This is a genomic window from Polaromonas sp. (assembly GCF_029945895.1).
GTDB lineage: Bacteria > Pseudomonadota > Gammaproteobacteria > Burkholderiales > Burkholderiaceae_C > Polaromonas.
Window position 1 is genome coordinate 12749 of sequence record NZ_JAQSDL010000090.1, and the last position, 16657, is coordinate 29405.

11 protein-coding genes and 3 tRNA genes are annotated in these 16657 nt (G+C 63.8%); 10 read left to right on the top strand and 4 right to left on the bottom strand.

Going from position 1 to position 16657, the window contains the following annotated elements; genetic code table 11:
* Positions 1-163: 163 nt before the first annotated feature.
* From clpX to PSV33_RS12635, 6 genes are all read left to right on the top strand, one after another.
* Positions 164-1429 carry an ATP-dependent Clp protease ATP-binding subunit ClpX gene (clpX, locus tag PSV33_RS12610; protein ID WP_096699741.1) on the top strand — a complete coding sequence of 422 codons (1266 nt, stop codon included), beginning with the start codon at positions 164-166 and terminating at the stop codon, positions 1427-1429.
* 175 nt (positions 1430-1604) lie between these two features.
* Positions 1605-4031 carry an endopeptidase La gene (lon, locus tag PSV33_RS12615; protein WP_300562340.1) on the top strand — a complete coding sequence of 809 codons (2427 nt, stop codon included), beginning with the start codon at positions 1605-1607 and terminating at the stop codon, positions 4029-4031.
* A gap of 68 nt (positions 4032-4099) precedes the next feature.
* Positions 4100-4175, top strand: a tRNA-Gly gene (locus tag PSV33_RS12620).
* 107 nt (positions 4176-4282) lie between these two features.
* Positions 4283-4356 (top strand) — tRNA-Cys (locus tag PSV33_RS12625).
* Positions 4357-4412: 56 nt separating this feature from the next.
* Positions 4413-4504: transfer RNA gene (locus PSV33_RS12630), tRNA-Leu, on the top strand.
* A gap of 82 nt (positions 4505-4586) precedes the next feature.
* Positions 4587-5225 carry a DUF6806 family protein gene (locus PSV33_RS12635; RefSeq protein WP_300562342.1) on the top strand — a complete coding sequence of 213 codons (639 nt, stop codon included), beginning with the start codon at positions 4587-4589 and terminating at the stop codon, positions 5223-5225.
* Positions 5226-5231: 6 nt separating this feature from the next.
* Here PSV33_RS12635 and PSV33_RS12640 read toward each other — a convergent pair whose 3' ends face one another.
* Complete coding sequence (locus PSV33_RS12640) at positions 5232-5900, bottom strand: TetR family transcriptional regulator (protein WP_300562345.1); 669 nt, start codon at positions 5898-5900, stop codon at positions 5232-5234.
* A 208-nt stretch (positions 5901-6108) separates the two neighbouring features.
* Here PSV33_RS12640 and PSV33_RS12645 point away from each other — a divergent pair, with 208 nt between their 5' ends.
* From PSV33_RS12645 to PSV33_RS12655, 3 genes are read left to right on the top strand one after another with little or no spacing between them, the layout of a single operon-like run.
* Positions 6109-7395, top strand: coding sequence for an efflux RND transporter periplasmic adaptor subunit (locus tag PSV33_RS12645; RefSeq protein ID WP_300562348.1), 1287 nt, complete (start codon positions 6109-6111; stop codon positions 7393-7395).
* 12 nt (positions 7396-7407) lie between these two features.
* The gene (locus tag PSV33_RS12650) at positions 7408-10584 is read left to right on the top strand and encodes an efflux RND transporter permease subunit (RefSeq protein ID WP_300562351.1); all 3177 of its coding nucleotides are present in this window, start codon (positions 7408-7410) and stop codon (positions 10582-10584) included.
* On the top strand, positions 10577-12052 hold the full coding sequence (locus tag PSV33_RS12655; protein WP_300562354.1) for an efflux transporter outer membrane subunit: 1476 nt from the start codon (positions 10577-10579) through the stop codon (positions 12050-12052). Before PSV33_RS12650 ends, PSV33_RS12655 begins: the two co-directional genes overlap by 8 nt.
* A gap of 108 nt (positions 12053-12160) precedes the next feature.
* On the opposite strand, the gene murI is transcribed toward PSV33_RS12655, so the two are convergent.
* Both murI and PSV33_RS12665 read right to left on the bottom strand, forming a co-directional pair.
* Entirely contained in the window at positions 12161-12982 is an 822-nt protein-coding gene (gene murI / locus PSV33_RS12660; RefSeq protein ID WP_300562356.1) for a glutamate racemase, read from the bottom strand.
* 136 nt (positions 12983-13118) lie between these two features.
* Positions 13119-14672, bottom strand: coding sequence for a fumarate hydratase (locus PSV33_RS12665; protein ID WP_300562359.1), 1554 nt, complete (start codon positions 14670-14672; stop codon positions 13119-13121).
* A 116-nt stretch (positions 14673-14788) separates the two neighbouring features.
* Between PSV33_RS12665 and fumC the strand changes: the two genes are divergently transcribed.
* Positions 14789-16174: a class II fumarate hydratase gene (gene fumC / locus PSV33_RS12670; RefSeq protein WP_300562360.1), complete on the top strand. Its 1386-nt coding sequence runs from the start codon at positions 14789-14791 to the stop codon at positions 16172-16174.
* 125 nt (positions 16175-16299) lie between these two features.
* Here the strand turns inward: fumC and PSV33_RS12675 are convergent, their stop codons facing one another.
* Positions 16300-16653 (bottom strand): Na+/H+ antiporter subunit G, encoded by a 354-nt coding sequence (locus PSV33_RS12675; RefSeq protein WP_300562361.1) that lies wholly within the window; start codon positions 16651-16653, stop codon positions 16300-16302.
* Between the last annotated feature and the right edge of the window lie 4 nt (positions 16654-16657).

Here is a 16657-nt window from a genome sequence, read left to right on the forward strand (position 1 = left end):
CCCCTGGTTGCAACATAGCAACGGCGTTTCTGTAACAGGGAACGCCGTTTTTACTGGCCGCTCCCCGAGAGCTGGCTGAGGCCTGTTTTACCGTGCGTAGGGCCAGGTTTATTTGGTTATCATTAGCTAACACGTCCCACGGGCACCCAAAGGCATTACATACATGGCCGATAAAAAAGGCTCTTCCAGCGAAAAAACCCTGTACTGCTCCTTCTGCGGCAAAAGCCAGCACGAAGTCAAGAAGTTGATTGCAGGGCCATCGGTTTTCATCTGTGATGAATGCATCGACCTGTGCAATGAAATCATCCGCGATGAGTTGCCCGCCGGGGATGACGTGCGCGAAACGCGTGGCGACCTGCCGACGCCGCTGGAAATCAAGGCCACGCTGGACGGTTACGTCATCGGCCAGGAACCGGCCAAACGCACGCTGGCGGTCGCCGTGTACAACCACTACAAACGCCTGCGCCACAAGGAAAAGGCCAAAAAAGACGATGTGGAGCTGACGAAAAGCAACATCCTGCTGATCGGCCCCACCGGTTCCGGCAAGACCCTGCTGGCCCAGACCCTGGCGCGCACCCTCAATGTTCCTTTCGTGATGGCCGACGCCACGACGCTGACCGAAGCCGGTTACGTCGGTGAAGACGTCGAAAACATCATCCAGAAACTGCTGCAGAGCTGCAACTATGAAGTCGAGCGCGCGCAGCAGGGCATTGTCTACATCGACGAGATCGACAAGATATCGCGCAAGTCCGACAACCCCTCGATCACGCGCGACGTCTCTGGCGAGGGCGTGCAGCAGGCGCTGCTCAAGCTGATCGAGGGCACCATGGCCTCGGTGCCGCCGCAGGGCGGCCGCAAGCACCCGAACCAGGACTTCCTGCAGGTCGATACCACCAACATCCTGTTCATCTGTGGCGGGGCCTTCTCGGGGCTGGAAAAAGTCATTGAAAACCGCACCGAGTCGTCCGGCATCGGGTTCGGCGCTTCGGTCAAGAGCAAGAAGGCCCGGAGCCTGACCGAGGCCTTCAAGGATGTGGAGCCTGAAGACCTGATCAAGTTCGGCCTGATCCCCGAACTGGTGGGCCGCATGCCGGTGGTTGCGACCCTGGCCGAACTGACCGAGGACGCGCTGGTGCAGATCCTGACGGAGCCGAAAAACGCCGTCGTCAAGCAATTCAGCAAGTTGCTGTCCATGGAAGGGGTGGATCTGGAGATTCGCCCCTCGGCGCTCAAGGCGATTGCCCGCAAGGCGCTGGCCCGCAAGACCGGCGCGCGCGGCCTGCGCTCGATCCTTGAGCAGTCCCTGATTGACACCATGTTTGACCTCCCCAATACGAGCAATGTTGAAAAAGTGGTGGTTGACGAGTCGACGATTGAGGAAAACAAGCCGCCGCTGCTGGTGTACCGCGAAGCCGCCAAACAGGCCTGAGACCGCACATCGGCAGGGAAGGCCCCGCGTGTGCCTGAAGCGGCATAAATGGGCCGCAGGCTTGAAATGTGGCCGCTGTTCCCCACTTTCGAGATAACTGTTTTCACCGATACTGAAAATCCCCGGACGCCCTGGCGCCACGGTTTTCGTTAAAGGCCTACCTTCAAGGGTTGATATGTCCGCACAAACCACATTGCCTTCCAGCCCCATCGACCTGCCGCTGCTGCCGCTGCGTGACGTGGTGGTGTTCCCCCACATGGTGATCCCGTTGTTCGTGGGCCGTCCCAAGAGCATCAAGGCCCTGGAGTCGGCCATGGAGGCCGAGCGCCGCATCATGCTCGTGGCCCAGAAAGCCGCCGCCAAGGACGAGCCCTCTGTCGAGGACATGTTCGGAGTCGGTTGTGTGGCCACGATCTTGCAGATGCTCAAGCTGCCGGACGGCACCGTCAAGGTGCTGGTTGAAGGCCAGCAGCGCGCTGTCGTCAACAAGATCGAAGAGGGTGAGGCCCACTTCAGTGCCAACGTGACGCCGGTGGAGGCGGCCGTGCTCACGCCCGGCGACAAGACCAGCGAGACCGAAGCGCTGCGCCGCGCCGTGATGCAGCAGTTCGACCACTACGTCAAGCTGAACAAGAAAATTCCGCCGGAAATTCTCACCTCGATTTCCAGCATTGATGACGCCGGTCGCCTGGCTGACACCATTGCCGCGCACCTGCCGCTCAAGCTGGACGCCAAGCAGGTCATCCTCGACCTGGACAACGTCAAGGCCCGTCTCGAAAACCTCTACGAGCAGCTCGAACGCGAAGTCGATATCCTCAATGTGGACAAAAAAATCCGCGGCCGGGTCAAGCGCCAGATGGAGAAAAACCAGCGCGACTTCTACCTGAACGAGCAGGTCAAGGCGATCCAGAAGGAGCTTGGTGAGGGAGAAGAGGGCGCGGACATCGAAGAGATCGAGAAAAAGATCAAGATGGCCAAGATGCCGCAGGAAGCGCGCAAGAAGGCGGAGAGCGAGCTGAAAAAACTCAAGCTGATGTCGCCGATGTCGGCCGAGGCGACCGTGGTGCGCTCCTACATCGATGTGCTGACTGCTCTGCCCTGGAGCAAGAAGACCAAGATCAAGCACGACCTGGCCAACGCCGAGGCCGTGCTGGACGAAGACCACTACGGCCTGGAGAAGGTCAAGGACCGCATTGTTGAATACCTCGCGGTGCAGCAGCGCGTTGACAAACTCAAGGCGCCGATCCTCTGTCTGGTCGGCCCTCCTGGCGTTGGCAAGACCTCGCTGGGCCAGTCGATTGCCAAGGCCACGGGGCGCAAGTACGTGCGCATGGCGCTGGGCGGCATGCGTGACGAGGCGGAGATCCGCGGGCACCGCCGCACCTACATCGGCGCGTTGCCGGGCAAGGTGCTGCAAAGCCTGACCAAGGCCGGCACGCGCAACCCGCTGTTCCTGCTCGACGAGATCGACAAGCTCGGCACCGATTTCCGCGGCGACCCTTCCAGCGCACTGCTGGAGGTGCTGGACCCCGAACAGAATCACACTTTCGGCGACCATTATGTCGAGGTCGACTTCGACCTCAGCGACGTGATGTTCGTGGCCACCTCGAACTCGATGAATATCCCGCCGGCCCTGCTGGACCGCATGGAAGTGATTCGGCTGTCGGGCTACACCGAAGACGAAAAAACCAGCATTGCCATGCGTTACCTGCTGCCCAAGCAGCTCAAGAACAATGGCGTCAAGGAAGACGAGCTGGAGATCAAGGAACAGGCGGTTCGCGACATCGTGCGTTATTACACACGTGAGGCCGGTGTGCGTTCACTTGAGCGTGAACTGTCCAAAATTTGCCGCAAGGTGGTCAAGGGCATCCAGCTCAGGAAGATGGAGCCCAAGGTGGTGGTGACCGCCGACAACCTCAATGATTTCCTGGGTGTGCGCAAGTTCGACTACGGCCGTGCCGGGGAGCTCAACCAGGTCGGTCAGGTGGTCGGGCTGGCCTGGACGGAAGTCGGCGGTGACCTGTTGACGATCGAGGCGGCCATGATGCCCGGCAAGGGCGTGATCACGCGCACGGGGTCGCTCGGCGACGTGATGAAGGAATCCGTGGAAGCCGCGCGCACGGTGGTGCGTAGCCGGGCGCGGGTGTTGGGCATCAAGGACGAAATGTTCGAGAAGCGTGACATCCACATCCACGTTCCCGATGGCGCTACGCCCAAGGATGGTCCCAGCGCCGGTGCGGCGATGACCACTGCCTTCGTATCGGCCATCACCGGCATTCCGGTGCGCGGCGATGTCGCGATGACCGGCGAGATCACGCTGCGCGGCGAAGTGACGGCCATTGGCGGCCTGAAGGAAAAACTGCTCGCGGCTTTGCGCGGCGGCATCAAGACCGTCATCATCCCCGAAGAGAACGCAAAGGACCTGCAGGAGATTCCTGAGAACGTGAAGAACGGCCTGGAGATCGTGCCCGTCAAATGGATTGACCAGGTGTTGCAGATCGCACTGGTGCGCCAGCCGGTTCCCCTGCCGGACGACGAGCCCGCTGTGGCGGCAGCGCCTGCCGCGCCGGTGGTTGAAGTCGCGGGAAGCATCAAGCATTGAGTCTTTGCAAATTTTTCAGGTTTCTTCGCAAAGCGCAAAAAATCACGCTATAATTCGAGGCTGATAACGCGGGAGTAGCTCAGTTGGTAGAGCGCAACCTTGCCAAGGTTGAGGTCGAGAGTTCGAGACTCTTCTCCCGCTCCAATTCGAAAAGGGCAGCACTTAAAAATGCTGTCCTTTTTCATTGGTGATAGTTCACAAGCTATTCAGTAGAATCATCCTGTTGGTTCTGCTGGAAGCAGACAGATTACGGCGCGGTAACAAAGCGGTTATGTACCGGATTGCAAATCCGAGTAGGTCGGTTCGACTCCGGCCCGCGCCTCCATCCATGTTTTTTGCAGCCCCTTGCCAGGGGCTTTTTTGTTCGTCAGCATGTCCCCGGCCTGAGTGGTGAAATAGGTAGACACAGCGGACTTAAAATCCGCCGCTTCGTGAAAACGGGCGTACCGGTTCGATTCCGGTCTCAGGCACCAGCCACCGGAAACAACGCCTTTCCGGTCTTGCCGGCGTGTTGCCGATGCCCATTTCAGACCGCAACTGGTTAAGATAGATTCCATGGCCCGCTACACCACCCCTCCTTTTGAAATACACGTCCACGGCGAAGTGCCGTTGCGTGAGGATGTCGGCTTTGAGCAGTTGCAGGAAGCCCTGAAGCCGCTCTGGAAATACGCGGGCGCCAAGTCGCTGGCAGACGGTGCCGCCAGCACCTACGAGGAAGAGCCCGGCATACGCTTCGATGTCCACCAGCACCTGCTGCAACTGTGCTGGACGGTTCCCGGCGACGAGGATTTCCGTCAGGTGCTCGACGAGGTCTGCATGGCCCTGAACGAGCTGGCCGCCAGTGGTGCCCCCATCGAGGTCACTTTCTACGATGCTGATTTCGACGAGGATGAGGAGCCCGATGGCGAAGAGGCCAGGGACGACTTCGCCATGTATTTTGTCGGCCCCACGCCGGCGGCGATCATGCAAGTCCAGCGCGATCTGCTGGTGCAGGACATGATCGGCCTGATGGAGCGTCATTTTGATGCCTCCGAACTCGGCGAGGTGGTGTCGGCTGTCGACAAGTTGTTCGAGCAGCGTTTTGATGCGCTGGTCAGCTCCATGCAGCTGGGCAGGCCTCCGCGCGGAATGGGGGGGCCCCAGGGGGGCTCCGGCCATGGCGGCGGCGGACGAAAGCCGCGGCATCTGCATTAAGCAGTTCTAGGACGGGGTCGCTCCGTCCTTGTCAGCGCCGGGAAATCCCAGCCCGCGCATGTAGACCTCCACCACGTCCCGTCCCAGGGACACCAGATCGAAATCCGCGCTTTCCAGCAACCAGTTCTGGATCAGGCCATCGATGATCGCGTGCAGGCCTTGTGCCGCCGCAGCGGCGGGCACCGGCAGTTCCATCGCATGTTGCCGGGCTGCGGCCTGGAAACCACGCTCAACACGTCCCAGAAAGTCACTTCGGCTCTTGAGGTGACGCAGCCGCACCGCCTGCAGCTCGCCGACGTACTCCACCTTGTGGGTGGCAACTTCAAAGACACGGCGCGTCTGCGGGTCGCTGGCAATGCGCAGCAGCGCTTCTCCCACGCCGCTGCGGATGCGTGCCAGCGGGTCGGTGTGCCCCTCCTGACCCTCCCGACCCTCTTGCCCGAGTTGGCCCTGGAAGGACTGCTCCAGCGGCAGGGTGACCCGTTCCATCATGGCGTTGAAGAGATCGGCCTTGTCCTTGAAGTGCCAGTAGACCGCGCCGCGGGTCGCCCCGGCCCGCCGGGCGATGTCCTGCAGGCTGGTGCGCGAGACGCCCTGCGCCTGGAACAGGTGCTCGGCTGCATCCAGCAGCTTGTGGCGGGTGGCCAGGGCTTCTTCTTTGGTTCGTCGGACCATGCTTCTCCTGAAAACAGTGTTTTAAGAGGGCGGTGTTTATACATTCATAAATGTATGTAAACTATACCACTCGCAAAAACCCTTATTCTTTCGCCTTTCGCCTTTCGCCTTTCGCCTTTCGTCCGATGGGGGCCGCGTGCCGAGTGCCGTCAGGCTTGCCATCCAGGACCACCTTTTGCGCTTCACTCCAGAAAATTCGAGGATCAGCATGCCCATGTCTCGCGCCAATCATCAGCCCTTCGAGGCATTCCCCGCCGGCAACCAGCAGCGGCTGCTGTTCGTTGCGATCTTGTCGCTGTTTCTCGCGGGCTGCGGCAAGGGCGCCAGCCAGGCGCCAGCCGCCCCTCCGCCTGCGCAGGTGGGGGTGGTGACAGTGACCCAGGGCGACGTGGGTCTGGTGACCGAACTGCCTGGGCGGCTGGAGGCCTCCCGCGTGGCGCAGGTGAGGGCGCGCGCCGCCGGCATTTTGCAGAAGCGGCTGTTCCGTGAGGGCAGCGACGTGAAAGCCGGGCAGCCGCTGTTCAGCATTGATGCCGCGCCGTATGCCGCTGCGGCGGCCAGCGCCAAAGCCGGCCAGGCTCGTGCCGAAGCCAATCTGGCCCAGGCCACGGCACTGGCGCAGCGCTACAAACCACTGGTGGAGGCCAATGCCATCAGCAAGCAGGAGTACGCAAACGCCGTAGCGGCGCAGAAGCAGGCCGAGGCCGATGTGGCCGTGGGCAAGGCCAATGTGCAGACCGCCAGCATCAACCTCGGTTATGCCTCGGTGACCGCCCCGATCTCGGGCCGCATCGGACGCGCCCTGGTGACCGAAGGTGCGCTGGTCGGACAAGGTGACGCGACCCAGCTCGCGGTGATCCAGCAGATCAACCCGATGTACGTCAACTTCACCCAATCGGCTTCGGATGTGATGAAGCTGCGCGCTGCCATGGACAGCGGCCAGTTCAAACGTGCCAGCGGCGGCGATGCGGCCAGCGTGCGCATCCTGCTTGAAGACGGCACGGAGTACGCACGCCCCGGCCGTTTGCTGTTTTCGGACCTGACGGTCGACGCCACCACGGGCCAGATCACCCTGCGCGCCGAGGTGCCCAACCCGAACGGCCAGTTGCTGCCCGGTCTGTTTGTGCGGGTGCGCCTCGAGCAGGCGCAGGCCACCAATGCCCTGACCCTGCCGCAGCAGGCCGTCACGCGTTCTGGACAGGGCGACACGGTCATGGTGGTCGATGCCGAAGGCAAGGTCTCGACGCGGCCGGTGAAAATCGGTTCGGCCAAAGGCAACCAGTGGGTGATTCTTGAGGGGCTAAAAACCGGCGAGCAGGTCATGGTCGACGGTTTCCAGAAACTGCGGCCGGGCGCCAGCGTCAAACCCGTGCCCTGGCAGCCCGCAGGTGCAGCGCCGGCCGGGGCGGCTTCAGCGCCAGCCTCTGCACCGTCTGCACCAGCTGCACCAGCTGCCGCACCTGCTGCCTCTGCTGCCTCCGCAGCCGCCAAATAAGGAGCGCTCTGCATGGCCAAGTTTTTTATTGATCGGCCTATCTTTGCCTGGGTGATCGCGCTGTTCATCATCGTGATGGGCGGCGTGGCCATCACGCAGTTGCCGATCTCCCAGTACCCGCCGGTCGCGCCGCCGTCCATCGTCATCAATGCCTCCTACCCCGGCGCCTCGGCGCAGACGCTGGAGGACAGCGTGCTGTCGGTGATCGAGCGCGAGATGAACGGATCCCCCGGCCTGATCTACATGGAGTCGGTGGCCCAGGCCAACGGCACCGGCAGCATCACCATCAGCTTCCAGCCCGGCACCAATGCCGACCTGGCCCAGGTGGACGTGCAGAACCGCCTGTCGCGCGCATCGCCGCGCCTGCCGCAGGCCGTGACGCAGCAGGGCGTGCGTGTCGACAAGTCGCGCTCGAACTTCCTGATGTTCACCATGCTGTCGTCCACCAACCCGGCCTTCGATCCGATCGCGCTGGGCGACTATGCCTCACGCAACGTGGTGCCGGAGCTGCAGCGCCTTCCCGGCATCGGCCAGGCCCAGCTGTTCGGTTCCGAACGCGCCATGCGCATCTGGATCGATCCTGTCAAGCTGTCTGGCTTCAACCTGTCGTCCGCCGAGGTCACCGCCGCCATCCGCGCGCAGAACGCGCAAGTGTCTTCAGGCACCATTGGTGACCTGCCCAATGTCGCGGGCCAGGGCATCGCCGCCACCGTGGTGGTCAACGGCCAGCTGTCCGATGTCGGGCAGTTCGGCAACATCATCCTGCGCGCCAACACCGACGGTTCGGCCGTGCGGCTCAAGGATGTGGCGCGCATCGAGCTCGGTGGCCAGGCCTATGCGACCTCCGCGCGGCTCAATGGCAAGCCAGCGGTCGGTATCGGCCTGCAGCTGTCGCCCAGCGGCAATGCGCTGGCGTCGGCCAAGGCCGTGCGCGAGAAGATGGCCGACCTGGAACGGTATTTTCCGCAGGGCGTGAGTTGGACCATTCCTTACGACAGCTCGCGTTTTGTGCAGATCTCGATCTCCCAGGTCGCCGTGACCCTGCTCGAAGCCGTGGCACTGGTGTTTCTCGTGATGTTCCTGTTCCTGCAGAACTGGCGCTACACCGTGATTCCAACCATCGTCGTGCCGATTGCGTTGCTGGGGACCTTCGGGACCTTGCTGGCCCTGGGCTTTTCGATCAACGTGCTGACCATGTTCGGCATGGTGCTGGTGATCGGCATCGTGGTCGATGATGCGATCGTGGTGGTCGAGAACGTCGAGCGCATCATGAGCGAGGAGGGGCTGTCTCCGCTGGAAGCCACGCGCAAGGCGATGCGGCAGATCTCGGGCGCCATCATCGGCGTGACCGTGGTGCTGATCTCGGTGTTTGTGCCCCTCGCTTTTTTTGCCGGTTCGACCGGCAACATCTACCGCCAGTTCTCGGCGGTGATGGTGGCGTCGATCGGCTTTTCCGCCTTCATGGCGCTGTCGCTCACCCCGGCCCTGTGCGCGACCTTGCTCAAGCCGGTGGAAGCGGGCCACCACCACGAAAAGCGTGGCTTTTTCGGCTGGTTCAACCGCAGCTTTTCACGCACCGCCAAGGGGTATGAAGGCATCGTCGCCCGTGTGCTCAAGCGGGCCGCGCGTTACCTGGTCATCTACGTCGCCATCATCGCGGCGGTGGCGGTGGTCTACACCCGGTTGCCCACCTCCTTTCTGCCGGGCGAGGACCAGGGCACCATGCTGGTCAATGTGCAGTTGCCGCCCGGAGCGACCCAGGACCGGACGCTGGCTGTCATGCAGCAGGTGGAGGCCTACATCCTCAAACAGCCCGAAGTGCAGGGCATGGTCGGTGTGCTGGGCTTCAGCTTCTCCGGTCAGGGCCAGAATGCGGCGCTGGCGTTTGTCACGCTCAAGGACTGGTCCGAGCGCGAAGGTCCCGGCCAGTCGGCCGAGGCGCTGGCGGGCCGGGCCTTCGGCGCCTTGTCCGGCATCCGCGACGCGTTCATCTTTCCGCTGAGCCCGCCGCCCATTCCCGAGCTGGGAACGGCCAGCGGCTTCACCTTCCGCCTTCAGGACCGGGCCGGCGCCGGGCATGAGGCGCTGGTCAACGCCCGCAACCAGATGCTGGGCATGGCCGGCAAGAGCCCGGTGCTGGCGCAGGTGCGCCCGGACGGCCTGGAAGACGGTCCGCAATTGCAGATCGACATTGACCGCGACAAGGCCAATGCGCTGGGGGTTTCCTTTGATTCCATCAACACCACGCTGTCCACCGCGCTGGGCTCCAGTTATGTGAATGACTTTCCCAACCAGGGCCGCCTGCAGCGCGTGGTGGTGCAGGCCGATGCACCGGCACGCATGCAGCCGGACGACCTGCTGCGCATCAATGCGAGCAACAGCCAGGGCCGGCCGGTGCCGCTGTCGGCCTTTGCGAGCACGCGTTGGGTGACCGGTGCGCAGCAGACGATTCGCTACAACGGTTATCCGGCGATGCGGATTTCGGGTTCTGCGGCGCCGGGCTACAGCTCGGGCGCGGCCATGGCCGAGATGGAAAAGCTGGCGGGCCAGCTGCCCGCCGGTTTTGGTTTCGAGTGGACCGGTCAGTCGCGCGAGGAAAAACTCGCCGGCTCGCAGGCGCTGATTCTTTACGGTTTTGCCATCCTCGCGGTGTTCCTGTGCCTGGCCGCACTGTACGAGAGCTGGACCATTCCGCTGGCGGTGATCATGGTGGTGCCGCTGGGGGTGCTCGGCGTGTTGCTGGCTACATTGCTGCGCGCCTACTCCAATGACGTGTATTTCCAGGTCGGCCTGATCACCATCATCGGCCTGTCGGCGAAAAACGCGATCCTGATCATCGAGTTTGCAAAGGACCTGGAGGCGCAGGGAAAAAGCGCGATCGAATCGGCGCTGGCCGCCGCCCATTTGCGGTTCCGTCCCATCGTGATGACTTCGCTGGCCTTCATGATGGGGGTGTTGCCGCTGGCGCTGGCCACCGGCGCCGGCTCGGCCAGCCAGCGCGCCATCGGCACCGGCGTGATCGGCGGCATGATCACCGGGACCGCGCTGGCCGTGTTTTTTGTACCGATCTTTTTTGTTGTTGTGCGCAGCCTGTTCAAGAGCAGCGAGCGGCAGAGAAAAATGTATTCTGACCACGCCAAGGCGGCTGGTTTTGACGGAGATGGAAATGAAGGCAAAGCCCATGACTAAGACCCGGCTGGCGCAGGCGCTGGTGTTGAGCGCCGTCGCGCTGGCGGCGGGCTGCTCGATGGCGCCCAAATATGAACGCCCCGAGGCGCCGGTGGCGACCGACTGGCCGGGGCTGCGTCTGGCACGTTCACTGGCCGTCGCCCCGACCGGGGCATCGACGGCCGTTCAAACCATCGCGGCAGCCGACATCGAGTGGCAGAGTTTTTTCAGCGACCCCAAGTTGCGGCTGCTGATCGAGGCGGCGTTGCGCAACAACCGCGACCTGCGCATCGCTGTGCTCAACATCGAGCAGGCGCGGGCGCAGTTCCAGATCCGGCGCGCCGACCAGTTCCCGACCGTGGGGGCAGCGGCGACCGGCACACGCCAGCCCGCAGCCGGAGGAAATATTTCCAGCGTCTATACCGCCGGCCTGGCCATGACCTCGTACGAGATTGATTTCTTCGGCCGGGTCGCCAGCCTCAAGGACGCCGCGCTGGCGCAGTACCTGGCGACCGAGGAGGGCCGCAAGACCACCCAGATCAGCCTGATCGCGACGCTGGCCAACACCTGGCTGAGCCTGCTGGCCGACGAGGAACTGCTGGCGATCACGCAGCAGACACTGGCCACGCGCGAGGAATCCTTCAAGCTCAGCCAGCTGCGTTTTGACAACGGGGCCACCTCCGAGCTGGATCTGCGCCAGGCCGAGTCGCTGACCGAGGCTGCGCGCATCAGCCTGGCGCAGCTGCAACGCCAGCGCGCGCTCGATGAAAACCTGCTGACGCTGCTGCTGGGTCAGCCGCTGACTGGCGAACTGGCGGCCGCGCTGCCGGCCGGCCAGGCGCTGGCCGATGCGCCGCTGATGGTGGACGTGCCCGCGGGCCTGCCTTCGGACCTGCTGACCAAACGCCCCGACATCCGTCAGGCCGAGCAGCAACTGCTGGCGGCGAACGCCAATATCGGCGCGGCGCGTGCCGCGTTTTTCCCGCGCATCTCGCTGACGGCTTCGGCCGGCAGTGTCAGCAACCACCTGTCGGGGCTGTTCGAAAGCGGCACCTACGGCTGGACGCTGGCGCCGCAGCTGTTTCTGCCGCTGTTCGACGCCGGCCGCAACCGCGCCGGGCTGGACTCCGCCAAGGTGAATCGCGACATTGCCGTGGCGCAGTATGAGAAGGCGATTCAGACCGCGTTCCGCGAGGTGGCCGACGCGCTGGCCGGCCGCGCCACGCTGGGCGAGCAACTGCGTGCGCAGCAGGCCCAGGCCAGCGCCGAAGCCACCCGTTTCAAACTGTCAGACCTGCGGTACCAGAACGGCATTGCCAGCCAGCTCGACCTGCTGGATGCCCAGCGCTCCCTGTTTGCCGCCAGGCAGGCCGTGGTGCAGACGCGGCTGCTGCAGTTGCAGAACCAGGTCACGCTGTACAAAACGCTCGGTGGCGGCTGGAAGGAGCCGGTGGCGGCTGCAGCGGTGCCTGGCACCACCACGCCCTGACCGGCACTGACCGGTGTTTGCCGTGCGGCCACTGTGGCGGCGCTGGGCGAATCTCGGATTTAGAGTGTTTCAGGGCTCCAGCCCTTGTTGCACCTGCGCTGGATGCTCTTAAAAGTGTAGCGTTTTGACGGGGCCGTCAAACTCCAGCCAGCGCCGCGCAGCGGCTTGCAGGCGGGCTGCCGGGCCAGTACTGAACAGGCTGATCCGGCCCGGCGCGCTGTCTGCAAGGGGTGGTGGAACGGCGCCAGCCAGCCGCAGGCGGGTCTGTCGGGCCACCGCCTCGCCGGTGTCCACCAGCTGCACATCGGGCCCGATCAGATCACGCAGCACGGCAGCGGCAAACGGGTAATGCGTGCAGCCCAGCACCAGTGTGTCGATCTCCCCGTCTTTCAAGCCAAATCGGCCCATGGCCCTTGTGTGACGGGCGCAAGCAGCTATTATTTCCGTAGCAGTTTGAGGGCTGGCCAGGTTGTGTGCGTCGCGTTCGATCGCCTCGGCCAGGCCGTCGCAGGGCTGCAGCACAAACTCGGCCTGCATCCCCAGGCTGTCCAGCAAAGCCCGGAAGCGGCTGCTGCCCAGCGTGCTGCGTGTCGCCATGACGCCAACGCGTCCGGTCTTGCTGAGCGCGGCCGCAGGCTTGAGGGCCGGCTCCACCCCGATGATGGGCAATTGGGGATGCTCGGCGCGCAGCAGGTCGATGGCTGCGGCCGTGGCCGTGTTGCAGGCGATCACCAGCGCCTGCACGCCCTGGTCCAGCAAATGGGCGGTGAGGGCGCGCGAGCGGGCGACCACATGGGCCTGGTCCCGCTCGCCATAGGGTGCGTGGCCGCTGTCGGCGATGTAGATGAAGTTGCCGTGCGGCAGTTCGGCGCGCAGCGCCTGCAGCACGCTCAGGCCACCGACGCCGCTGTCGAAGACGCCTACCCCCACGCTTGTCGCTTCGCGTACCTTCGGCGGTGCGCTGCCCCTGGCACGGAGCAGGAGGGCGCTGCGCCTGCGGGCCGGCTGAGCCGGACCCGCGGCCCCTGCTTGAGAAGACGGGGAACCATGCTGGCTGTTGCCTTGTTCAGGCTGCCGCAACGGCGATGCCCTTGAACTCGCCCGTGGCGATCTTCTTTTGCCACTCGGCCGGGCCGGTGATGTGGGCGCTGGTGCCGCCGGAATCCACCGCCACGGTCACTGGCATGTCGACCACGTCGAACTCGTAAATCGCTTCCATGCCGAGGTCGGCAAAACCGACAACGGTGGCGCTCTTGATGGCCTTGCTGACGAGGTAGGCGGCGCCGCCGACGGCCATCAGGTAGGCGCTTTTGTGTTTCTTGATGGCCTCGATCGCCACCGGGCCCCGCTCGGCCTTGCCGATCATGGAGATCAGGCCGGTCTGCGCCAGCATCATTTCGGTGAAACCGTCCATGCGCGTGGAGGTCGTCGGGCCGGCGGGGCCGACCGCCTCGCCGGCGACCGGGTCCACCGGGCCCACGTAATAAATGACGCGGTTGGTGAAGTCCACCGGCAGCTTTTCGCCCCTGGCCAGCATGTCGGCAATGCGTTTGTGTGCGGCGTCCCGGCCCGTCAGCATCTTGCCGGACAGCAGCAGGGTCTGGCCGGGTTTCCAGCTGGCCACCTCGGCCGGGGTCAGCGTGTCGAGGTTGACCTTCTGGCTCTTCACATAGTCGGGCGTCCAGTTGACGTTGGGCCACAGGTCCAGACTCGGCGGGTCCAGATACACCGGGCCGCTGCCATCCATCACGAAGTGCGCATGGCGCGTGGCGGCGCAGTTGGGAATCATGGCCACCGGCTTGCTGGCCGCATGGGTCGGGTACATCTGGATCTTCACATCCAGCACCGTGGTCAGGCCGCCCAGACCCTGCGCACCGATGCCCAGTGCATTGACTTTTTCGAACAGCTCCAGCCGCAGCGCCTCGACCTTGGTCAGCGCCGCGCCGGAAGCCGCCTTGGCCTGCAGCTCGTACATGTCCAGATCGTCCATCAGGCTTTCCTTGGCCATCAGCACGGCTTTTTCGGCGGTGCCGCCTATGCCTATGCCCAGCATGCCGGGCGGGCACCAGCCGGCGCCCATGGTCGGCACCGTCTTGAGCACCCAGTCGACGATGGAGTCGCCGGGGTTGAGCATGGCCAGCTTGCTTTTGTTCTCGCTGCCGCCGCCCTTGGCCGCCACGGTGACTTCCAGTGTGTTGCCGGGAACGATCTCGGTGAAGATCACCGCGGGCGTGTTGTCTTTGGTGTTCTTGCGGTCGAACTGCGGGTCGGCCACGACCGAGGCGCGCAGGGTGTTGTCGGGGTGGTTGTAGCCGCGCCGCACACCTTCGTTGATGGCGTCGTCGAGACTGCCGGTGAAGCCGCCCCAGCGCACGTCCATGCCGACCTTGAGGAAGACGTTGACGATGCCGGTGTCCTGGCAGATCGGGCGGTGGCCGGTCGCACTCATCTTGCTGTTGGTCAGGATCTGCGCGATCGCGTCCTTGGCTGCCGGGCTCTGCTCGCGCTCATAGGCGCGCGCCAGGTGGGCGATGTAGTCAGCCGGGTGGTAGTAGCTGATGTACTGCAGGGCGGCGGCAACGGATTCGATCAGGTCGGCTTGCTGGATGATGGTGGTCATGGTCAGGGTGTTCGTGGGAGGATGGCTTTTCACGTGGCCGCCCGTGTGATACGGTAAGCGCAACCCCCTATTTTGACAGGGTGCGAAAAGCCACCTTTTCACATCAAGGAAAAAGCATGACAACCCGCACTGAAAAAGACACCTTTGGCCCGATTGGCGTACCGGCCGAGCGGCTCTGGGGCGCGCAGACGCAACGCTCGCTGCAGAACTTCGACATCTCCGGTGAGTTGCAGCCGCGCGAGATCATCCGGGCGCTGGCGCAGGTCAAGCGGGCTTCGGCCAGCGTCAACCTGGCCCTGGGCCTGCTGGATGGCAAAAAGGCACTGGCCATCATGGCGGCGGCCGACGAGGTGATTGCCGGACAGCACGCCGGCGAGTTTCCGCTGGTGGTCTGGCAAACCGGCTCGGGCACGCAGAGCAACATGAATGTGAACGAGGTGCTGGCCAACCGCGCCAGCGTGCTGCTGGGCGGCGAGCGCGGCGAAAACCGTCTCGTGCACCCGAACGACGAGGTCAACCGCAGCCAGTCGTCCAACGACGTGTTTCCCACGGCCATGCATGTGGCCGCGGTGTATGCCATCACGCACCGGCTGCTACCGGCCATCGACAGGCTGCGCGTCACACTGGCACAGAAGGCGCGCGATTTCGACGACATCGTCAAGATTGGCCGCACCCATCTGCAGGATGCCACGCCCTTGACACTGGGCCAGGAATTTTCGGGCTACGTGGCCCAGCTCGCGCACGGTGAAAAACATGTGCGTGCCGCCTTGCCGCACCTGTGCGAACTTGCGCTGGGCGGCACGGCCGTCGGCACCGGCCTGAATGCGCCCAAAGGGTATGCGGAGCAGGCGGCCGCCGAGCTGGCGCGCCTGACCGGCCTGCCTTTCGTGACGGCGCCCAACAAGTTCGAGGCTCTGGCCTCCTGCGACGCCCTGGTCCATGCGCATGGCGCGCTCAAGACGCTGGCCGCCAGCATGATGAAAATCGCCAACGATGTGCGCTGGCTGGCCAGCGGGCCACGCAGCGGCATTGGCGAGTTGTCGATTCCCGAGAACGAACCCGGCTCGTCCATCATGCCGGGCAAGGTCAACCCGACGCAGAGCGAAGCCGTGACGATGTTGTGCTGCCAGGTGTTTGGCAACGACGTGGCCATCAACCTGGGGGGTGCCTCGGGAAATTTCGAGCTCAATGTGTTCCGGCCCATGATCGCGCACAACTTCCTGCAGAGCGTTCGCCTGCTGGCCGACGGCATGCGCAGCTTCAACGACCACTGCGCCGTTGGCATCACACCCAACCGCGAGCGCATCGCCGAGCTGGTAGGCAGCTCCCTGATGCTGGTGACGGCGCTCAACCCGCACATCGGTTACGACAAGGCGGCCTTCATCGCCAAGAAGGCCCACAAGGAGGGCAGCAGCCTGCGTGACGCGGCCATCGCGTCCGGCCATGTGACGGCGGCGCAGTTTGACCAGTGGGTGGTGCCGGGCGACATGACCGGCCTCTGAGTTTTTTGTTGCTATCCTATTGATAGCTGTCTGCGCAGATAGGGAAAGGGCTGGAAGCCTTTTTTGTACATAAAAAGAGTGCTGATCGGCCCTTTCCCCTGGCGCGGCACCCCGGCCGCGAAGTGTCAGGACGGGCGGCGCTCAGGCACTGCATCATCGGGCGGCGCGGCCTTGCCGGGCAGGCGCAGGTGCAAGGCGGCCTGCGCCATCAGGTTGGCCGAGACCGGTGCAGTGACAAAGACAAACAGCGTGATCAGCAGCTCTGCGAAACCGGCCCGGCCCTGCGCCGCCGCCAGGATCATGCTGGCCAGCAGTACGCCACCCACACCCAGCGTAGATGCTTTGGTCGGCGCATGCAGGCGCATGAAAAAGTCAGGCAGGCGCACCAGGCCGATGGCGCCGACCAGCGAAAAAAAGGCCGCCATCAGCAAAAAGGCGGAGGCCAGCCATTCAGCAACAGGATGAAGTCCCATGGTCATGCCC